The organism is Salinivibrio sp. AR647, assembly GCF_001995415.1.
Classification (GTDB): Bacteria; Pseudomonadota; Gammaproteobacteria; order Enterobacterales; family Vibrionaceae; genus Salinivibrio; species Salinivibrio costicola.
Window position 1 is genome coordinate 1 of the sequence record NZ_MUFE01000017.1, and the last position, 17805, is coordinate 17805.

The following is a 17805-nucleotide window of genomic DNA, read 5'->3' on the forward strand; positions in this document are numbered from 1 at the left end:
GTCCATAATCACTAATACCTTTCCAGATATCATGACCAGACAACACCGCACAAATCAGACAACACCGCACAAATCGTTATCAAAATAATATCTGATAGCGTATGTTCAACTTTACCTTCTTGGCGAATGTCTCCAATGGAAACGAAATGCATAAATGGACTTTTATCTTCTGTCATTTTTAATCTCCTAAACGTTAGAAGACCATTAAATCGCACTGAAAATGATCAACAAATTGATCCTTTGTTTTCACTTATTTTAATTAATAAATAGGGCATAACGCACGGTTTTCAGTCGTAAGTGGCAGCTTAGTCATTAAGTTGCTAGCCCAGGCGTGGCGCGGATCTTCATGCGCTTTCCCTGCCCTGTAGAATGAAAGAATTTCAACGCACGTTCTCCAGATGCTTCTGATTTTTCGAGCACATCATTATTTCACGCCGAATGCCTGCATTGAAAATTTTGTCTGACTTTGATAAATTTCATTTATTTTTTCTAATGCTTTATAAAACCTTAGAGATGCTATTTAGAAGGCATAGTATTTCCCGCATTTTTATTATCTAAACTAGTTGATTCAATTACAGGTTTTTCACCACCGGAGATGGACATTAAGATGCTCGCTACTAACTCGCCCTCTTTGCCAAACCATTCGGTGTCATAAGTTGAACTAAAGTAGCGAATATTTTCATTTTCAATAATCAACTTACCAGATTCAATTTCTGATATGTAAAAATCGATTTTACTTAGATAGTCGCATTTAATTGCAATACCTTTTTCAACATATCCGTAATAATCTTCTATTGTCGACTCTGTGATTTGATAGTAGATTGGCGTCAAGCCTGCAAGTGCAGCTTCAAAAAGAATGCTACTATTACCTGCTACTACGCTGATACTCTTATTGAAAAAATCATTTAGACTCTCAACTCTCGGATCTGAGAAACTAACGGCGTCACCCAGCTTGGACTTTAACTGCTCGATTTTACTTACTCCCAATCCGGGATGCCATCTTACTAGTGGTTTGTAATTTTTTTGAATTAGATGTTCAACTAGTTGCTTTATATCGCCGTCTTCATCTAGGGAATTGGGAGCTATGCCAACTAGTTCTCGATTGCAACGTTCTACTTTATTTATCCGCTTTTTTTGGCCAGAAAGAAAGACTTTTTGGTTTTTTTTAATTGGTAGTGATGATGGACAGTTACTTTTGCACTCTCTATATGTTTCTAAAGCTGACCTCCCGTCTAAAAATGAATAATTAAAATTCAAAGCTGGAAATATATTACTGACAGACGCATGCTGCAAGTAGACGGTTTTTATCCCATTTTCATGGGCGACTGCAATGAGTGCTCTATTCATAGTGCTGTGGTCATTACTTAAAACAATATATGAAGGCCTAAACTCTTCGAGAATCCGAATAAAAAACACTAAATATAGCTGAGAAGATAGAATGCTATTCAGATGATAGGATAGTATTTTTTTAGACCTGAACTTAAAAGCGTTATGAATATACTTGCATCTCACAACGTTCAGAACAAGCGCTTCACACAAGTCCTTAAATGTAAAGCTTAATGGTATGAAAAAGTCTCTTTCTTGCTCATCAACATCAATGTTGTTTTTTGAGTAAATACAGAGAGCTCTATTATTTTCTTCAACCAATTTATTGATCACATCTATTAGAGCATGTTTCTGATTAGTAGTACCCGCTAGAAACAAGTAGTCAACGGTTTTATTATTCTTTTTTTTGAAAAACTCAAAGGTTCCTATAGCTTTATAATACATGGCTAAAAAACGTATTACTTTACTCCGAACCTGTGGTCGTTTTTGTAAATTTGGTAGCGCCTCAAATTTTTGGCCATGAAGATAAGCCATCCATTGCTCTGGCTCTTTCTCTAATATTTTCAGTGATTGAAGTACTCTTTTCATTTTTTTAGAAACTCAAACTTTAACGGCGTCCCACGCGCAATATCTTGCGTTGTCTTCTTTCCAATAACTGCTTCGAGATGCTTTGGCGCCAACCCAAACCCCGGCCGAATACTTCTAACATGTTGCTCCGTCAGTATTTCATCCGCCTTAATATCTTTTACGATATATAACGAACGACGGAATTTTACATTGCCTTTCTCAGCTTCAGTCCGTTCATAGTTCACATTACCCAAGGCTTGCCATGCTGTTTTCGTGTCTCGGCATAAAGCAGTAAGTTCAGCTGGCTCCAACGAGAAGCTATCATCGGCGCCTCCACCGTTACGATCTAACGTGACATGCTTTTCGATTAAACAAGCGCCTAATGCGACAGAAGTGACTGCTGTTGCATTGTCAATGGTATGGTCGGATAGGCCAGACAGTACGTTAAAGCGCTCAGCCATATCCGCGATGGTGCGTAGATTATATTGGTCAGCAGGCGCTGGATAGCCACTGACACAGTGCAGCACCACTAACTCTTGGCACCCATTGTCTTTCGCTGTTTTAATTGCATCAGCAATTTCTTGTTCATTCGCCATCCCTGTAGAGATAATCATGGGTTTGCCCGTTTGCGCGACCCGCTTAATAAGCGGTAAATCAATCACTTCAAAAGACGCAATTTTATAGGCCGGCGCATCCAGCTCTTCCAATAAATCTACGGCGGTAAAATCAAAGGGAGAGCTGAAAATCGTGATATCCAACTCTTTGGCTTTCTCAAACAGTGGCTTATGCCATTCCCACGGCATGTGTGCACCTTTGTAAAGTTCATACAAGGTTTGTCCATCCCAAAGACCGCCATGAATTTGAAAATCTTCACTGTCACAGTCCAGGGTAATGGTGTCATGCGTATAGGTTTGCAGTTTTATCGCATCGGCACCGGCTTTTTTCGCTTCTTCCATGATTTGAAAGGCGCGGTTGATATCACCATTATGGTTCGCGGACAGCTCTGCAATAATATAAGGCGGATGATCTGGGCCGATTTTCCGGCCGTCTATGGTCATAAATGGATTCACAATGGCCTCACTGAATGGGGTGTCGAATGTAAGTTTCTTCATCGGCTTGTTGATAACAGGCTTTTTGGAAAAGCCGTTGCGATGGGATATTTTCTTTCAAGACGGTGGCATGCACGGTAACATCGGGGTGTATTAGGTCAATAATTGCTAACGCTTGCGCGCCAATTCCCTTCCCATAACGGGTTGGATCAACGAAAATTGACACAAGATAATGCTCGGCGCGCAGTCGGTCTAGGCGTATAGCGCCCATTTTTTTTCCGCTATACCGTTCAACAATCATATAAAAGTAATCGTTGATAGCGTGGAGTTTTGCCGACATCCATGCGTAATGCTGCTCCCAGGTGGGCGTACTGGGATTAAGCGCATATTTTCTGGTGTTAGGATGACATTGCCACTAATAAACTAACTCAATATCTTGTTGACTGGACGCACGCTCAAGGCGATAGCTATTTACGTTATCACGACACAGTTGTTCGAGTTCAAATACCACTCTTTTTACACCACGCCCATCACACAATGCTAGGTTAGCGGCCTTCAGCGCCTCCCACCGATTCAAGGTGGTTTGGTACGCGTGCAGTAGGCGAGTTGGTATCTCATCGAGCGTCACTTTTATCGCAGCATAATGCTTAACCAGTTGCTGACAAACCATCTTTTGGTTATCAGCCAAGGGAACAAGGATATTGGGCAGTCCTAAGCATGCCCGCTCCCAGCTTGTTGTGCCTGGTGCGCCGATAGCGATATCATGGCTCATCATTAGACTGGCCATATCAGCCACAAAGTCTACATGGTTGACATTGTCATGATTTGAGCACCACTGTTTTACCTCATGATAATGCGGCGCTCTTGGCGAGAGTAAGACCGTAAACGTTGCATTGACGTGAGGGTATAGCGCCTCTAGCACGTTGAGCGTGGCGTTAGGGGCATCGACGCCGCCCATTGAGACAAGTACGCGGGGATCATGACGCGATGTTCGAGATAGCGCACACTCTCTTTGACGGGAAAACGAGCGCGACAATAACGCATAATCACTGCCTGCGAGCACGTTAGCGCCCGCTGCCTGATAATCTGATGCTTGACGCCCCAATGTTTGATCAATGATCATGTCCGCGCAATGGGTGCGCACAAGATCATCAATGGCGACAATTTTACAGTTAAGCCTCGCGCGAACGATTTCATGCCACTGTTTTTCAATCGCATAGTGGTCGGTCACAACCACATCTGCAGCATGCACGTGATGAATAAAATCGTGCGCATCGTCGGGGATGGGCTTTGGCAGCCATGCGGCGTAGTCAGCATCGTGCGCCGGTTTCACGACTTGTTCGGGCGCCGTCAACGTGATGACGTTAAAACCCCGCTCACCGATAAATGCGCGCATATCGCCTTCTAACGGTAAACACGCAAAGCTCACATCATGACCATGGCTCACTAACTCATCGGCGAGGACCAAACAGCGCATCACGTGCCCACTGCCAATCCAAACCGATGCATCAACGCGAAATACAACTTTCATGATTCTTGCCACGCTACTTGTTCGCAAGTGTTAAGGCTGAAAATAGCGACTCGGCGATATCCCAGTCTTCGTGGGTGTCGATATCTTGGACACGATGACGCGGTAAAAGCACAGCCTTAGAATGCGGTGAGAAAATTGACAGCTTGTTGAGAAAGGCACTGGCTTTGCCCCAATAGAACTGTCCTGCGTCGTGATACGCCTCTTCCAGATCTTGTGATCTGACTTGCTCCTGCTCTGGCGAGAACATAGACACAGCACCGTTTGCATCTAATTTAATCGCACGCTGGATGGGAAACGGAAAGGATGTGGCACTAAACGCAAACTGAACGTTTTCATTGGCTAGCAACTGATAGCCAGCCTTGAGATCATCAGCCTGAACAAACGGCGCAGTGGCATATAAGCAGCACACAGCTTCAATATTAAAACCTGCATCTTGGCACCACTGAATCGCATGCGCCATGACGTCCATCGTGGTCGCATAATCATCGGCAATGTTTGCCGGACGCAAAAATGGCACCTCTGCGCCGTATTGCTTCGCAACATCGGCAATATCCTGATCGTCTGTTGACACAATCACCTTATCAAAGCAGCCCGAGGCAATCGCCGCGTCAATCGAATAAGCAATCATCGGCTTACCATGAAAAGGCTTAATGTTTTTTCGTGGTATCCGTTTACTGCCGCCGCGCGCAGGAATAATCGCTATATTCATGTTACTCCGTCAGTATCGCTGTTAAGACATCAATCACCGTGTCTTGCTGTTCATCGGTCATAGCATGAAACATCGGTAACGAGATGGCTTCTTGGTAGTATTGTTCGGCATGTGGGTAGTCGCCTGGACCAAAGCCGATCTGCTGGTAATACGGTTGGGTGTGGACAGGAATATAGTGCACGTTCACACCGATGCCGTGTTGCCGCAACGCATCRAASACTTGCTTGTGGGTCTTTGACAGCTTCGCCAATTGAAGACGAATGACATAAAGGTGCAAGCCTGAATAGGTATCGGTTAATTGATAAGGCAATACTAGGGGTAAATCTTGCAATTTTTCGTTATAGCGAGCGGCAAGGCGGTGACGCGCACTGACAAACTGATCTACGCGCTGCATTTGGCTTAGCCCGAGTGCGGCTTGCAGCTCTGTCATCCGATAATTATAACCGAGCGCCACTTGCTGATAATACCAGTCTCCGTGGCTRTCACCTTCCATCAGCGAAGGATCGCGTGTCACCCCATGACTGCGATACAGCGCCATCGACGTAGCCAAGGCGTCGTCATTGGTTACCGCCACGCCACCCTCTGCCGTCGTCACAATCTTAACCGGGTGAAAGCTGAACACGGWAATATCTGAATACTGCCCAYAACCGATTGGCTTATTCTGATATTTGCCCCCGATAGCATGGGAGGCATCTTCTATCACTTTAAAGCCATACTCGTCGGCTAATTGCCCTATCGCTTGCATGTCACAAGACTGACCACACAAATGCACGGCAACCACCACTTTCGGCAGAGTGCCAGTGGCTTTTGCATGCTTGAGTTTTACTTCAAGTTGTTTAGGGCACAGGTTGTAGGTGGTCGGGTCGATATCGACAAAATCCACCTCCGCCCCGCAATAACGCCCGCAGTTGGCTGAAGCGACGAACGTAACCGGCGTGGTCCATAGTCGATCGCCCTCGCCAAGCCCRAGSGCCAGACAGGCAATGTGGAGGGCGGACGTCGCRCTATTGACGGCAAGCGCGTGCTTGGCACCGGTGTACTCAGCAATAGCTTGCTCGAACGCAGGGACCTTTGGCCCCTGRGTGAGAAAATCCGAATGCAGCACGTCAACCACTGCATCAATGTCGTCTTGCGTGATGTCTTGCTTGCCGTAGGGGATCATTGTTGCGTGGCCACCGTAAAATTAGGATCAATATATTGCTTTATCTTTTCACGTAAGCTGTCAACGCTTTCCCATTGCTCGTTAGTCCCCGAGTTATATTTAAACCCAAACGGCACTTTCTCCGCTTTRTGGTGCSTCATGTAYKCTTGCTCTGTGTGSGTRTRAGACACAGACGGTAARATTGCRTAGTAATKRCCAAGATCAATGGTATTGAGCGAATCGGTATCGGTGATCATTTCTTCGTGCAGCTTTTCGCCAGGGCGAACACCAATGACTTTAACCTCACAATCAGGCGCAACAGCTTTTGCCACATCTAAGATCTTGTAACTTGGGATCTTAGGGACAAAGATTTCACCGCCCAGGTGATTTTCCAGCGCGTACATCACCATATCGACGCCATCTTGTAGCGAGATATTAAAGCGGGTCATGTCTTCATGGGTGATTGGCAGTACGCCTTCATGGCGCTTGTTCAAAAAGAACGGGATCACTGAGCCGCGAGAGCCCATGACGTTGCCATAGCGCACCACACTGAACTTCAGGTCACGGGAGCCTTTAATGTTGTTTGCCGCCGTAAATAGCTTGTCTGATGCAAGCTTGGTCGCACCATAGAGGTTTATCGGCGCACAGGCTTTGTCAGTGGAAAGTGCGACGACATTGTTCACCCCGCACTTCAATGCCGCATTAATCACGTTCTCCGCGCCATCAATGTTAGTACGAATACACTCCGTTGGGTTGTACTCCGCCGTATCAACCTGCTTGATCGCCGCCGCGTGGATGATCACATCCACCTCTTCGCATGCTTGCACCATGCGCTCTCTGTCGCGCACATCACCGATGAAAAAGCGTAGTTGTGGGTACTCACTTTGCGGATACAGCTGTTTGAGCTCAAATTGCTTTAGCTCGTCACGCGAATAGATAATGATTTTTTTTACGTCAGGATAGCGAACAAGAATGGTCTGGATGAACTGCTTACCGAACGATCCGGTGCCGCCGGTGATGAGGACTGATTTATTGTTTAGCATTGAAATATTCCAATAGTTTTAGCTATGACTAGCCATTTTTCTAAATTCGAGGTTTTTATTTAATAACTCGGCATAAGTACCATAATCCACCACTTTGCCCTGTTCGAGCATATAGATGCAATCACACTGCTGAACAGTACTGAGCCGGTGAGCGATCATAATAATGGTTTTATTGCCAGCAAAATCATGGATGGCATCCATCACCAACTTTTCGGTAATGCCGTCTAGTGCGCTGGTTGCTTCATCAAGCACTAGCACATCAGCATCATCATAAAGCGCACGCGCAATACCAATCCGCTGCCGCTGACCACCGGAAAGCTGTACACCGCGCTCTCCGACTCGTGTATCTAAACCGTTTGGCAGTTGCTCGAGCAATTCTTCTAAATGCGCCATCTTCGCTGCGTTAAGCACTTTCTGCTCGTCAATTTGGTTCAGCGGCAAGCCAAAAGCGATGTTCTCTCGGATGGTCGCATCAGAGAGGAAAATACTCTGAGGAACAAAGCCAATATTGTTCTGCCATGCACGCACATTTTCGGCAGTGATTGGCTTTCCATCGACCTGTAAGCTACCTTGGCTGGGTTCAATAAGACCGAGTAAAATATCAATAGCTGTTGATTTACCTGAGCCTGATGCTCCGACTAAACCAATTACTTGATTTACTGGTAATTTTAGTGATAGGCCGTACAGTGCTGGGACTTCTTTACCCGGATACTGAAATGTTACATTTTCAAGCTTCACCTGTTTCATGGGCTTAATTTTATCTAGCGTATGAGTGATACTAGATACACCTTGGCTAGCTATTAAATCTTCTTCTAGGTTATCAAGAGCCGATAAATTCCCACGAATTTGAGCTACCCCTCGGTAAATTTGCTGAAATGCAGGGAGTAGTTTAAAGCCAGCTAATGCATACACTGACAAAACAGGTAAAATCCTTCCTAAATCCCCTTCATGACTTTTTACTAAATATAAAACAAGAAAGATTACGGAGCCAAAAGCAACCAGCTCAATAGCATAACGTGGTGCCTGAGATAAGCCTCGGGTAAGGCCCAAAGAGTAACCAAATCGATCACTTGCGTATTTAAAACTGTTATTAAAATCAGCTTGCCGCCCTAGTAATAACGTATCTTTTATTCCACCAAAACCTTCATTCATCAAAGAAAAACGTTGACTGTTGGCGTTTGTAATATCAATTCCATTTCGAGATAATTTTTTACGTACAGTACGATAAAGCACCGCATATGAAAAAGCGAAGATTGCCATCCCCACTAGGGCCACAAATGGATTATAAATGAAGATAGTGGTCATCATCACTATTGCTAGGACCGACTTTGCGACTAATTGCATCGCCGGCTCTATAATATTTTGAGTGATGCGATTCGCCTCTTGTGAGACTTTATTGATTAACTGGCTACTGCTACCTCCAGCATGAAAAAGCCAAGGTTGATTCATATAATAGCGATAAAGACGGGCCGATAACTCGGCGCCAACTTGTTGCGCATATAGGGAGAGGCGCCAAGTAGTATACATTGAGATCATAGCTGCAACCGTAAGCGCCAATAACACAGAAACGCCTACCCAGAAGATAAAGTCACTTGGATTAGCTAACCCACTGTATTGGTACAATTGGGCAAACCGCCCGTCGCCTTGTAGTTGACTGATATCACCTACTAGAGCCATAAATGGCCCTATAGCTACGACACCTGTTAGCTCAGCGAAAGCCATCAACACAACCAACATCTGTAACCATACTAGTTTTTTCTGCTGGTTAGCTGTTAATAATTTAAACAGCGTATTAAGTCGAGTATACATACTGGCCTCTAAATAAAAACATTGATAACCAACTCATCATAAATTAAGTTCTTACCCTATCCTAAAAATAAAACATTTACTCTTATACTTTGATGGGTGATGCCACAGGAATATAATTATAACTTACTTTAATATTACGTTCCTCGCGAAGATGGATACTTTTTCTCAATCCGTCCCAAACAAATCACGCGTATAGACTTTGTCGGCACTATCGCGGATTTCATCTACCATGCGGTTAGCCACAATCACATCAGCGCGTTGTTTAAACGCTTCAAGGTCGTGAGTGACTTCTGAGTGAAAGAAGGTGTCTTCTTTTAAGACTGGCTCGTACACAATCACTTCAACGCCTTTGGCCTTTAGGCGCTTCATAATCCCTTGAATGGATGAGGCGCGGAAGTTGTCTGAGCCGGCTTTCATGATCAGGCGATGGATACCCACGGTTTTGGGTTCACGGCGTAAAATGGCGTTGGCGACAAAATCTTTGCGGGTGGTGTTGGCATCCACAATGGCCTGAATCAAGTTGTTCGGCACATCGTTGTAGTTGGCAAGCAGTTGGCGGGTGTCTTTTGGCAGGCAATAACCACCATAACCAAACGATGGGTTGTTGTAATGGTCGCCAATGCGTGGGTCTAGCCCTACCCCTTCGATGATTTGGCGAGTATTCAAACCATGGGTTTCGGCGTAGCTATCCAGCTCGTTAAAGTAGGCAACGCGCATGGCGAGGTAGGTATTAGAGAACAGCTTTACGGCTTCCGCTTCGGTCGAGTCGGTAAACAGTACTGGCACGTCTTTTTTCAGCGCGCCTTCGAGCAAGAGGCTGGCAAACGTCTTTGCGCGCTCACTTTGCTCACCCACAATAATGCGCGAAGGATGTAAGTTATCATAAAGGGCTTTGCCTTCACGCAAGAACTCAGGCGAGAAGAGGATATTATCGCTTCCCATCTCTTGTTTGATCTGTTGGGTATAACCCACGGGCACCGTCGATTTAATCACCATGGTCGCTTGCGGGTTAATGGCCATCACATCACGAATCACCGCCTCGACAGATCGAGTATTAAAGTAGTTGGTTTCTGGGTCGTAGTCGGTAGGCGTGGCGATGATGACAAAATCAGCGTCTTGGTAGGCTTGGTGTTTATCTAATGTGGCAGTAAAGCGCAGTGATTTGTTGGCCAGAAAGTCTTCGATTTCTGCATCAACAATAGGGGATTGCTTTTGGTTGAGCTGCGTTATTTTTTCTTCATTAATATCGAGCGCGACCACATCAAAGAGTTGGGCAAGCAGCATCGCGTTTGAAAGGCCCACGTAGCCTGTGCCCGCAACAGCAATTTTCATTGATTTTTCCTTGGGTTACCTAGCTTTAAACGTGTGGCGATGCATAGGGGCAGTGATCAATAGACACGCTACCGCCCGGAGGTGTCGCTCCCCACAGCGCATAGTTTTAATTTTTATTTGATACAGGTGCTGATTGACCGCGCTTTTGGCTCGCACGGCGCAAATGTATAGCACGGGGCAAAAAATGCCTGCCGTATTCTACACATAAAAATTTGTGATAAAAGGCACACGCTTGCTTTCCTATGGTTTTTTGGACGGAGTGTTCATTTATTAAACAATGAGTTGTGGCCATTGTTTGCCAGATGCTCACAACAGCCACGCCAGCAAGCATCATAAACTCGCCTATATTTAGAGGCATTTGATCGTGCCTTCTCTCGATGATTATTTGACTTTAATCACATTAAAATCAGTATATTGCATGAAATTTCAAATAATAAAAGATTGTTTTTCAATAGCTTACTTTTTTCAATCGGTCTTTGTCTTATTTTTGAGCTTTAATTGAGTTTATTGTCTATAGTGAATCTATAAGCCATATGATGCGCATCAGGGCTTAATCGTGGTAGTGGTAGTGGTTAAGTAAGGAGGGTGTATGACCCTGTGTTGCCCTGTGCTCTTCAAAAGGCTCAGTATAGTGTTCGGTATCGCAAGTTTGCTCGTCGCACTCAGTGGTTGCACCACCGCGAATGGCACACATCAGATCACGGATAGTCACCCTGCGTTGGCACTGGAAAAACCGCAAAGCTTTGCGCAAAAAGGCAAGTTTGGGACTAGTGTGCCCATTACCCCCACCCTCAGTTTAACCGCAGCACATGTTGGCGAATTTATTGAAAGCAAAGTAATTGCTCGGCACCCAGTGTGCGACGTGGCGCTAATTGCAGCAGACAACCGCCGTCATCCGCTCCCTGATTTGGGGTTGGTGTATCAAGGCGATCCCGTGCAAGTGTTTGGCCATGCGAGTAATGGTGATGTGTTAACGGCTGAAGGGCTGTATTACATGGATTTGATGATCCGAGGCTTTCCCGAGGTGGAGGATTGTCCGTCAAGCATCACTGATGCGCCGGTCAGAGGGGGGATGAGCGGTGGCGGTGCGTTTAACGCTGAACAGGAGCTTGTGGGCATTTTAGTCGGCTATGCCTATCCCGAGCGTACACGGTTAGACTCAGGCCAAACATTGAACTTAGATCGCATGACGATCTTTGTCGCTATCAATTATCTTCGCCCCTGGTTAGAGGTGAACGCGGCACGCTACGGCGGGCTAGAATCGCCACAGTGGTCAGCCCAAGGCGAAGGCGTGCTAACCGGACACCCATAAATCAGGCTCTTTTGTTTTGCTACCTAGGGGCGCGTAATAGGCGCCTCTAGTCTGTTGGCGATTCCCCTGCTAAACTTCGCCGCTGGACAATAAACTAGGCAGCACATCATGAACGTACTCGTCACCGGCGGCATGGGCTATATTGGTAGCCACACTTGTATTCAGTTGCTCGCAGCGGGCCACACCCCCATCATCATTGATAATCTATGTAACAGTAAACCCTTGGTGTTAGATCGCATCGAGCAGGTAGCAGGCACTCGCCCGCTGTTTATTGAAGGGGATATTCGTGATCGCGCATTTTTAGATTCGGTGCTCTCTGCCCATCCGATTGATAGCGTGATCCATTTTGCTGGGCTAAAAGCGGTCGGCGAATCAGTCACTCTGCCTTTAAAATATTACGACAACAACGTTGCAGGCACCTTGAACCTTGTCGCGGCAATGGCGCAAGCAARCGTTAAATCGCTCATTTTCAGCTCATCCGCCACGGTTTATGGCGATCCGGCATCGGTACCAATCAAAGAAGACTTCCCTACCTCAGCCACTAACCCCTATGGCCGAAGCAAATTAATGGTGGAAGAATGCTTGCAGGATTTTCACCATGCTAATCCAGATTGGAGCATCACCCTGCTGCGTTACTTTAACCCGGTCGGTGCGCATGAATCGGGGTTACTGGGTGAAGATCCACAAGGCAAACCCAATAACTTGCTGCCTTTTGTGGCACAAGTGGCGGTGGGCCGACGCGAAAAACTGGGCGTGTTTGGTAATGATTACCCCACCCCCGACGGCACCGGCGTACGTGATTATATTCACGTGGTGGATCTGGCCGATGGGCATTTAGCCGCGCTGGATAAAATGGCTCATCAACCTGGCACTCATATCTTTAACCTCGGCACCGGCCAAGGCAACAGTGTGTTGGAAATGGTGCATGCATTTGAAGCCGCGGCGAAGCGCTCAATCCCTTACGAAATCAAACCCCGCCGCGCCGGCGACATCGCCGAATGCTACGCTGATCCGGCTTATGCTAAAGCAACGTTAGGCTGGACCGCCACACGCGATCTGCAAACCATGGTAGAAGACACCTGGCGCTGGCAGTCGAAAAACCCGAATGGGTATGGGGATTAGAGACTAGAAAAAGCCTAAGGAACGGAATACGGAAAAAGCATATCGTGCCTGGTCTTGCTCTTCTCCGTATTCTGTAAGCGAAGCGCTCTGTATTCAAGCTCCCGAGAACCTTAAATTAGCATCTCTTCAATCCCCGACTCTTTATAAAATAACCTGATTCTCTCATTACGTGGGCTCAAGTTTTCTTTATCGGAGATTAAGTTATAAATCGGCATGTCGGGATAGAAAAGCTTGGCGGTATATTGTGCCGTTGAGTTCATACCATACAAACAGGATAATTGTATTTTTTTCTCTATTAGCTCAAGCTCTAGAGGTAAGGTGCTTCTGTGATACGTCAGGTTTTCTATATTCGCAATTGCTTTTGCAACGTCGTGCGATTCGGTGCGATGAGGAAAGTATGTAATACCGTTCTTCGTGCTTTTCGCAAATCGTGATACACGCTCTACGTACGACGACACAGACTGTCCACCTTTATGCCCTACAGCACCTTGTCCGATAAAGCCTATCGGCGCGTGCTCAGAGAAAAGATCGCTGTGGTTGTAATGTGCCTTTAAGTGGCTAAACGTATTCCTTTCGATATTAACCGTGCTGCTATTCAGATCAAAAATCGTGAATAGCTCCAAATTTTCTCTCGGTAAAGACTTCGTCGTGGGTTTACAACCGTATAGTTTTAATAATATATCTTGTAACAATCGACTTCGAGAATACGTCTTTTTTGTTTCAATGAATTCACGCAATTCGTTAATTGTTAGCGTGCCGTCATCAAAGTACACATCTTTTTTTATACAGAAGTTCTCTGCGACTAACTTAGTCCGCCACGCATTATATTCCCCATAAAAGAACGTATCGATCTGCTCTCCCTTGATAATGTCTTTTATCTTTTTTATCGCCTTAGGGATATTTATCGTTCTATTTTTTCTTGTTGTTGTGATCACATAATTCCACTCACGCGGGTTAAAGATTTTTTCCTGCTGTTCGAGACCACGGGTACTACTTTGATCAACTAAAAATAATACATTATTTTTAGTTTTGTAGTGTTTTTTTGCTTCTAAAGCACAAAGATATTGGAAAGGTGATGTCACTAAGAATACATTCATACATAACTCATCATAACTATTTTTAAAGCGCCATATTGATTGATATGGCGCTTAGCTCTTTTCCACCGGTTATTGCATAGCTAGATTTCAATATCAGGGTTTGAAATCATATCCCAACTAAGCGGAGTACCAAAGGCTATATCAGAGTTAGCTTTTTTTCCAATCACGGCCTCTAGATATTTCGGCGCCAAACCAAACCCCGGCCGAATACTTCTAACATGTTGCTCCGTCAATATTTCATCCGCCTTAATATCTTTTACGATATATAACGAACGACGGAATTTTACATTGCCTTTCTCAGCTTCAGTCCGTTCATAGTTCACATTACCCAAGGCTTGCCATGCTGTTTTCGTGTCTCGACATAAAGCAGTAAGTTCAGCTGGCTCCAACGAGAAGCTATCATCAGCACCACCACCATTACGGTCTAACGTGACATGCTTTTCGATTAAACAAGCGCCCAATGCGACAGAAGTCACCGCCGTTGCATTGTCAATGGTATGATCTGATAGGCCCGAAAGCACATCAAAGCGCTCAGCCATATCCGCGATGGTGCGTAGATTATATTGGTCAGCAGGCGCTGGATAGCCACTGACACAGTGCAGCACCACTAACTCTTGGCACCCATTGTCTTTCGCTGTTTTAATTGCATCAGCAATTTCTTGTTCATTCGCCATCCCTGTGGAGATAATCATGGGTTTGCCCGTTTGCGCGACCCGCTTAATGAGCGGCAAATCAATCACTTCGAAAGACGCAATTTTATAGGCCGGCGCATCCAGCTCTTCCAATAAATCTACGGCGGTAAAATCAAAGGGAGAGCTGAAAATCGTGATATCCAACTCTTTGGCTTTTTCAAACAGTGGCTTATGCCATTCCCAGGGCATGTGTGCACCTTTGTAAAGTTCATACAAGGTTTGTCCATCCCAAAGACCGCCATGAATTTGAAAATCTTCACTGTCACAGTCCAGGGTAATGGTGTCATGCGTATAGGTTTGCAGTTTTATCGCATCGGCACCGGCTTTTTTTGCTTCTTCCATGATCTGAAAGGCACGGTTAATATCGCCATTATGATTAGCTGATAGCTCTGCAATGATGTACGGGGGATGTGTTCTCCCAACTTTTCTACCGTTAATACAGATTTCTTTTTTCATTATATCACGCTATTTTAAGTTTCGTTTTTAACTCTTCCCTGGCATCCAACCACTCTTGCTTGAAAATACCAAGGTGAACAATATCATGATAGACACTCCCATCATGAAAAGCATCTCGGTGCACGCCCTCTTCTTTAAAACCGAATTTTTTATGGAGTTTTATGACTACAGTATTGAATCCTAACACTTCACAACGAAGCTTATGTAAGGCCAGCTTTTCAAATGCATGTTCTAAAGCATAGTATTCCATTAGAGAGCCCGTGCCTCTAGGCGCATTGGGAGCAGCATAGAATGCCCACGTCGCAATACCTTTTATCTTATCTATTTCGGAGAAGCCAATAACTCCAACAGGCTCATCATTTAAAACAGCCAAAAAGTAGGCTTTCGTTTTATCCTCTTGTAAACGCTCAAACCAATCGTAATGTTCCTTATGAGAAATCTGATGACTAGTATACATTTTTGAGCGGGTTTCTGGCTCATTCCTCCAAACCAAAATCATATCTAAGTCTTCCTTGCAAAGTGGTGCAAGATACATCTTTTCTGTACTCATTTAATAAGCCCCATAGCATTTACAATGCGTTTAGCCCCTAACCCATCTACATCTAAATGTGCATATTCAGGAATGTGATTCCAATTTTTGGCGAGGCGATTGAGCTCCTCACAATATACGTCGCTTGTCGTACTCATGCCATCGCCAAGGAATGACACATAATGCCTTTCAGATAGAAATGTTGATAACTCTCGCTGATTTTCGGCGACAGATACAATTGACGAGGGTATATCTAGACAAAACCGCTCCCAATTACTGATACCTGATGCACCGATCGCATACCTACTTCTTGCGAGTTCATGCTCAAAATCACTCAAGAAAGGCGCAATAGTAATGTTTCCCTGTTGTTGAAAGCAGACAAGTTCTTCGTGATCGTTATTTTGTCTACCGGTGACAACTTTTAACTTAAACGGCAAATAGTCTATTGCAGTAGCCGCTGTGAGTAACTTACGACACTCATGTGTTAAATCTCCACCTCCGAAAAAAGCGATCACTTGGTTCACTTTTGAAGGTGGGTTTATTTTCAGCTCTCGAAAACGAGGACGCAATAGCGCATACGTTGGGCCTAATAGTTTCTGAGCTAAACATTTTGAATAACGCTGATACATCTCAGGCCATAAATTTTGATCAAGTATCAAATCCGATTCGTGATCTCTATTCAAGTCATCAATACTTAGTATCTTACAGTCCAAGTTATCTTTTATTTTTTGCTCCCAAAGATAGCCAATCCCATAATGATCAACAACGATCCATTCAGTAAAATCAGATTTATTGATAAAATCGTTTGCGTCTTCTTGTTCACTTCGTGTTAGCCAAGCCCTATAATCTCCATCAAAGCAAGCCTTTTGGTAATGCTCGCTAGGTGTGAGTCGAATGACTGCAAATCCATTTTGCTCAATCAACCAAATAAGATCACCAGGCAGAGGTAAACACGCAAAGCTCACATCATGACCATGGCTCACTAACTCATCGGCGAGGACCAAACACCGCATCACGTGCCCACTGCCAATCCAAACCGATGCATCAACGCGAAATACAACTTTCATGATTCTTGCCACGCTACTTGTTCGCAAGTGTTAAGGCTGAAAATAGCGACTCGGCGATATCCCAGTCTTCGGGGGTGTCGATATCTTGGACACGATGACGCGGTAAAAGCACAGCCTTAGAATGCGGTGAGAAAATTGACAGCTTGTTGAGAAACGCACTGGCTTTGCCCCAATAGAACTGCCCTGCGTCGTGATACGCCTCTTCCAGATCTTGTGATCTCACTTGCTCCTGCTCTGGCGAGAACATAGACACAGCACCGTTTGCATCTAATTTAATTGCACGCTGGATGGGAAACGGAAAGGATGTGGCACTAAAGGCAAACTGGACGTTTTCCGTGTTTAGCAACTGATAGCCAGCCTTGAGATCGTCAGCCTGAACAAACGGCGCAGTGGCATATAAGCAGCACACAGCTTCAATATTAAAACCTGCGTCTTGGCACCACTGAATCGCGTGAGCCATGACGTCCATCGTGGTCGCATAATCATCGGCAATGTTTGCCGGACGCAAAAATGGCACCTCTGCGCCGTATTGATTCGCAACATCGGCAATATCCTGATCGTCTGTTGACACAATCACCTTATCAAAGCAGCCCGAGGCAATCGCCGCTTCAATCGAATAAGCAATCATCGGCTTACCATGAAAAGGCTTAATGTTTTTTCGTGGTATCCGTTTACTGCCGCCGCGCGCAGGAATAATCGCTATATTCATGTTACTCCGTCAGTATCGCTGTTAAGACATCAATCACCGTGTCTTGCTGCTCATCGGTCATAGCATGAAACATCGGTAACGAGATGGCTTCTTGGTAGTATTGTTCGGCATGTGGGTAGTCGCCTGGACCAAAGCCGAGCTGCTGGTAATACGGTTGGGTGTGGACAGGAATATAGTGCACGTTCACACCGATGCCGTGTTGCCGCAACGCATCGAACACTTGCTTGTGGGTCTTTGACAGCTTCGCCAATTGAAGACGAATGACATAAAGGTGCAAGCCTGAATAGGTATCGGTTAATTGATAAGGCAATACT

At 45.2% G+C, this 17805-nt stretch carries 17 protein-coding genes and 1 pseudogene; 2 read left to right on the top strand and 16 right to left on the bottom strand.

What is annotated here, in order from left to right; translation table 11 throughout:
• Positions 1–29: 29 nt before the first annotated feature.
• From BZG76_RS15295 to BZG76_RS14840, 10 genes and pseudogenes are all read right to left on the bottom strand, one after another.
• A complete protein-coding gene (locus BZG76_RS15295) occupies positions 30–176 on the bottom strand; it encodes a transposase family protein (protein ID WP_108743689.1) in 147 nt (48 codons plus the stop codon).
• Positions 177–516: 340 nt separating this feature from the next.
• Positions 517–1914 (bottom strand): hypothetical protein, encoded by a 1398-nt coding sequence (locus tag BZG76_RS14805; RefSeq protein ID WP_077461912.1) that lies wholly within the window; start codon positions 1912–1914, stop codon positions 517–519.
• A complete protein-coding gene (pseI, locus tag BZG76_RS14810) occupies positions 1911–3005 on the bottom strand; it encodes a pseudaminic acid synthase (protein ID WP_443216267.1) in 1095 nt (364 codons plus the stop codon). Before pseI (BZG76_RS14810) ends, BZG76_RS14805 begins: the two co-directional genes overlap by 4 nt.
• Positions 2971–3345: pseudogene (locus BZG76_RS15635) on the bottom strand (GNAT family N-acetyltransferase); the annotation flags it as partial. The gene pseI (BZG76_RS14810) and the pseudogene BZG76_RS15635, both read right to left, overlap by 35 nt.
• A 12-nt stretch (positions 3346–3357) precedes the next feature.
• Positions 3358–4473 (bottom strand): UDP-2,4-diacetamido-2,4,6-trideoxy-beta-L-altropyranose hydrolase, encoded by a 1116-nt coding sequence (gene pseG / locus BZG76_RS14815; protein WP_338013087.1) that lies wholly within the window; start codon positions 4471–4473, stop codon positions 3358–3360.
• 13 nt (positions 4474–4486) lie between these two features.
• Entirely contained in the window at positions 4487–5182 is a 696-nt protein-coding gene (gene pseF, locus BZG76_RS14820) for a pseudaminic acid cytidylyltransferase (protein ID WP_077461914.1), read from the bottom strand.
• A 1-nt stretch (position 5183) separates the two neighbouring features.
• On the bottom strand, positions 5184–6344 hold the full coding sequence (pseC, locus tag BZG76_RS14825) for a UDP-4-amino-4,6-dideoxy-N-acetyl-beta-L-altrosamine transaminase (RefSeq protein WP_077461915.1): 1161 nt from the start codon (positions 6342–6344) through the stop codon (positions 5184–5186).
• Positions 6341–7366: a UDP-N-acetylglucosamine 4,6-dehydratase (inverting) gene (pseB, locus tag BZG76_RS14830; protein ID WP_077461916.1), complete on the bottom strand. Its 1026-nt coding sequence runs from the start codon at positions 7364–7366 to the stop codon at positions 6341–6343. Before pseB ends, pseC begins: the two co-directional genes overlap by 4 nt.
• Before the next feature lie 18 nt (positions 7367–7384).
• The gene (locus BZG76_RS14835) at positions 7385–9175 is read right to left on the bottom strand and encodes an ABC transporter ATP-binding protein (RefSeq protein ID WP_077461917.1); all 1791 of its coding nucleotides are present in this window, start codon (positions 9173–9175) and stop codon (positions 7385–7387) included.
• Between the two features lie 165 nt (positions 9176–9340).
• Positions 9341–10507: a nucleotide sugar dehydrogenase gene (locus BZG76_RS14840; protein WP_077461918.1), complete on the bottom strand. Its 1167-nt coding sequence runs from the start codon at positions 10505–10507 to the stop codon at positions 9341–9343.
• A 589-nt stretch (positions 10508–11096) separates the two neighbouring features.
• Here BZG76_RS14840 and BZG76_RS14845 point away from each other — a divergent pair.
• A complete protein-coding gene (locus tag BZG76_RS14845) occupies positions 11097–11819 on the top strand; it encodes a S1 family peptidase (RefSeq protein ID WP_077461919.1) in 723 nt (240 codons plus the stop codon).
• Between the two features lie 108 nt (positions 11820–11927).
• Positions 11928–12941 (top strand): UDP-glucose 4-epimerase GalE, encoded by a 1014-nt coding sequence (gene galE, locus BZG76_RS14850; RefSeq protein ID WP_077461920.1) that lies wholly within the window; start codon positions 11928–11930, stop codon positions 12939–12941.
• Positions 12942–13051: 110 nt separating this feature from the next.
• On the opposite strand, the gene BZG76_RS14855 is transcribed toward galE, so the two are convergent.
• From BZG76_RS14855 to BZG76_RS14880, 6 genes are all read right to left on the bottom strand, one after another.
• On the bottom strand, positions 13052–14038 hold the full coding sequence (locus BZG76_RS14855) for a glycosyltransferase 52 family protein (RefSeq protein WP_077461921.1): 987 nt from the start codon (positions 14036–14038) through the stop codon (positions 13052–13054).
• A gap of 80 nt (positions 14039–14118) precedes the next feature.
• On the bottom strand, positions 14119–15186 hold the full coding sequence (gene pseI / locus BZG76_RS14860) for a pseudaminic acid synthase (protein WP_077461922.1): 1068 nt from the start codon (positions 15184–15186) through the stop codon (positions 14119–14121).
• 4 nt (positions 15187–15190) lie between these two features.
• Positions 15191–15736 carry a UDP-4-amino-4,6-dideoxy-N-acetyl-beta-L-altrosamine N-acetyltransferase gene (pseH, locus tag BZG76_RS14865; RefSeq protein WP_077461923.1) on the bottom strand — a complete coding sequence of 182 codons (546 nt, stop codon included), beginning with the start codon at positions 15734–15736 and terminating at the stop codon, positions 15191–15193.
• Positions 15733–16782 carry a UDP-2,4-diacetamido-2,4,6-trideoxy-beta-L-altropyranose hydrolase gene (pseG, locus tag BZG76_RS14870; protein WP_077461924.1) on the bottom strand — a complete coding sequence of 350 codons (1050 nt, stop codon included), beginning with the start codon at positions 16780–16782 and terminating at the stop codon, positions 15733–15735. The genes pseH and pseG (BZG76_RS14870) overlap by 4 nt, the downstream gene beginning before the upstream one ends.
• A gap of 13 nt (positions 16783–16795) precedes the next feature.
• Positions 16796–17491: a pseudaminic acid cytidylyltransferase gene (gene pseF, locus BZG76_RS14875; protein WP_077461925.1), complete on the bottom strand. Its 696-nt coding sequence runs from the start codon at positions 17489–17491 to the stop codon at positions 16796–16798.
• A 1-nt stretch (position 17492) separates the two neighbouring features.
• Positions 17493–17805: DegT/DnrJ/EryC1/StrS family aminotransferase (locus BZG76_RS14880; protein WP_198532354.1), on the bottom strand; the 313-nt coding region annotated here is incomplete at its 5' end.

Excerpts from the sequence above, each read along its gene's own strand:
- pseI (WP_443216267.1), bottom strand. The coding sequence starts at position 3,005 with ATGAAGAAACTTACATTCGACACCCCATTCAGTGAGGCCATTGTGAAT.
- pseH (WP_077461923.1), bottom strand. The coding sequence starts at position 15,736 with ATGAGTACAGAAAAGATGTATCTTGCACCACTTTGCAAGGAAGACTTA.
- pseG (WP_338013087.1), bottom strand. The coding sequence starts at position 4,473 with ATGAAAGTTGTATTTCGCGTTGATGCATCGGTTTGGATTGGCAGTGGG.
- BZG76_RS14855 (WP_077461921.1), bottom strand. The coding sequence starts at position 14,038 with ATGAATGTATTCTTAGTGACATCACCTTTCCAATATCTTTGTGCTTTA.
- BZG76_RS14805 (WP_077461912.1), bottom strand. The coding sequence starts at position 1,914 with ATGAAAAGAGTACTTCAATCACTGAAAATATTAGAGAAAGAGCCAGAG.
- BZG76_RS14835 (WP_077461917.1), bottom strand. The coding sequence starts at position 9,175 with ATGTATACTCGACTTAATACGCTGTTTAAATTATTAACAGCTAACCAG.
- BZG76_RS14845 (WP_077461919.1), top strand. The coding sequence starts at position 11,097 with ATGACCCTGTGTTGCCCTGTGCTCTTCAAAAGGCTCAGTATAGTGTTC.
- pseG (WP_077461924.1), bottom strand. The coding sequence starts at position 16,782 with ATGAAAGTTGTATTTCGCGTTGATGCATCGGTTTGGATTGGCAGTGGG.
- BZG76_RS14840 (WP_077461918.1), bottom strand. The coding sequence starts at position 10,507 with ATGAAAATTGCTGTTGCGGGCACAGGCTACGTGGGCCTTTCAAACGCG.
- pseI (WP_077461922.1), bottom strand. The coding sequence starts at position 15,186 with ATGAAAAAAGAAATCTGTATTAACGGTAGAAAAGTTGGGAGAACACAT.
- pseF (WP_077461925.1), bottom strand. The coding sequence starts at position 17,491 with ATGAATATAGCGATTATTCCTGCGCGCGGCGGCAGTAAACGGATACCA.
- pseF (WP_077461914.1), bottom strand. The coding sequence starts at position 5,182 with ATGAATATAGCGATTATTCCTGCGCGCGGCGGCAGTAAACGGATACCA.
- BZG76_RS15295 (WP_108743689.1), bottom strand. The coding sequence starts at position 176 with ATGACAGAAGATAAAAGTCCATTTATGCATTTCGTTTCCATTGGAGAC.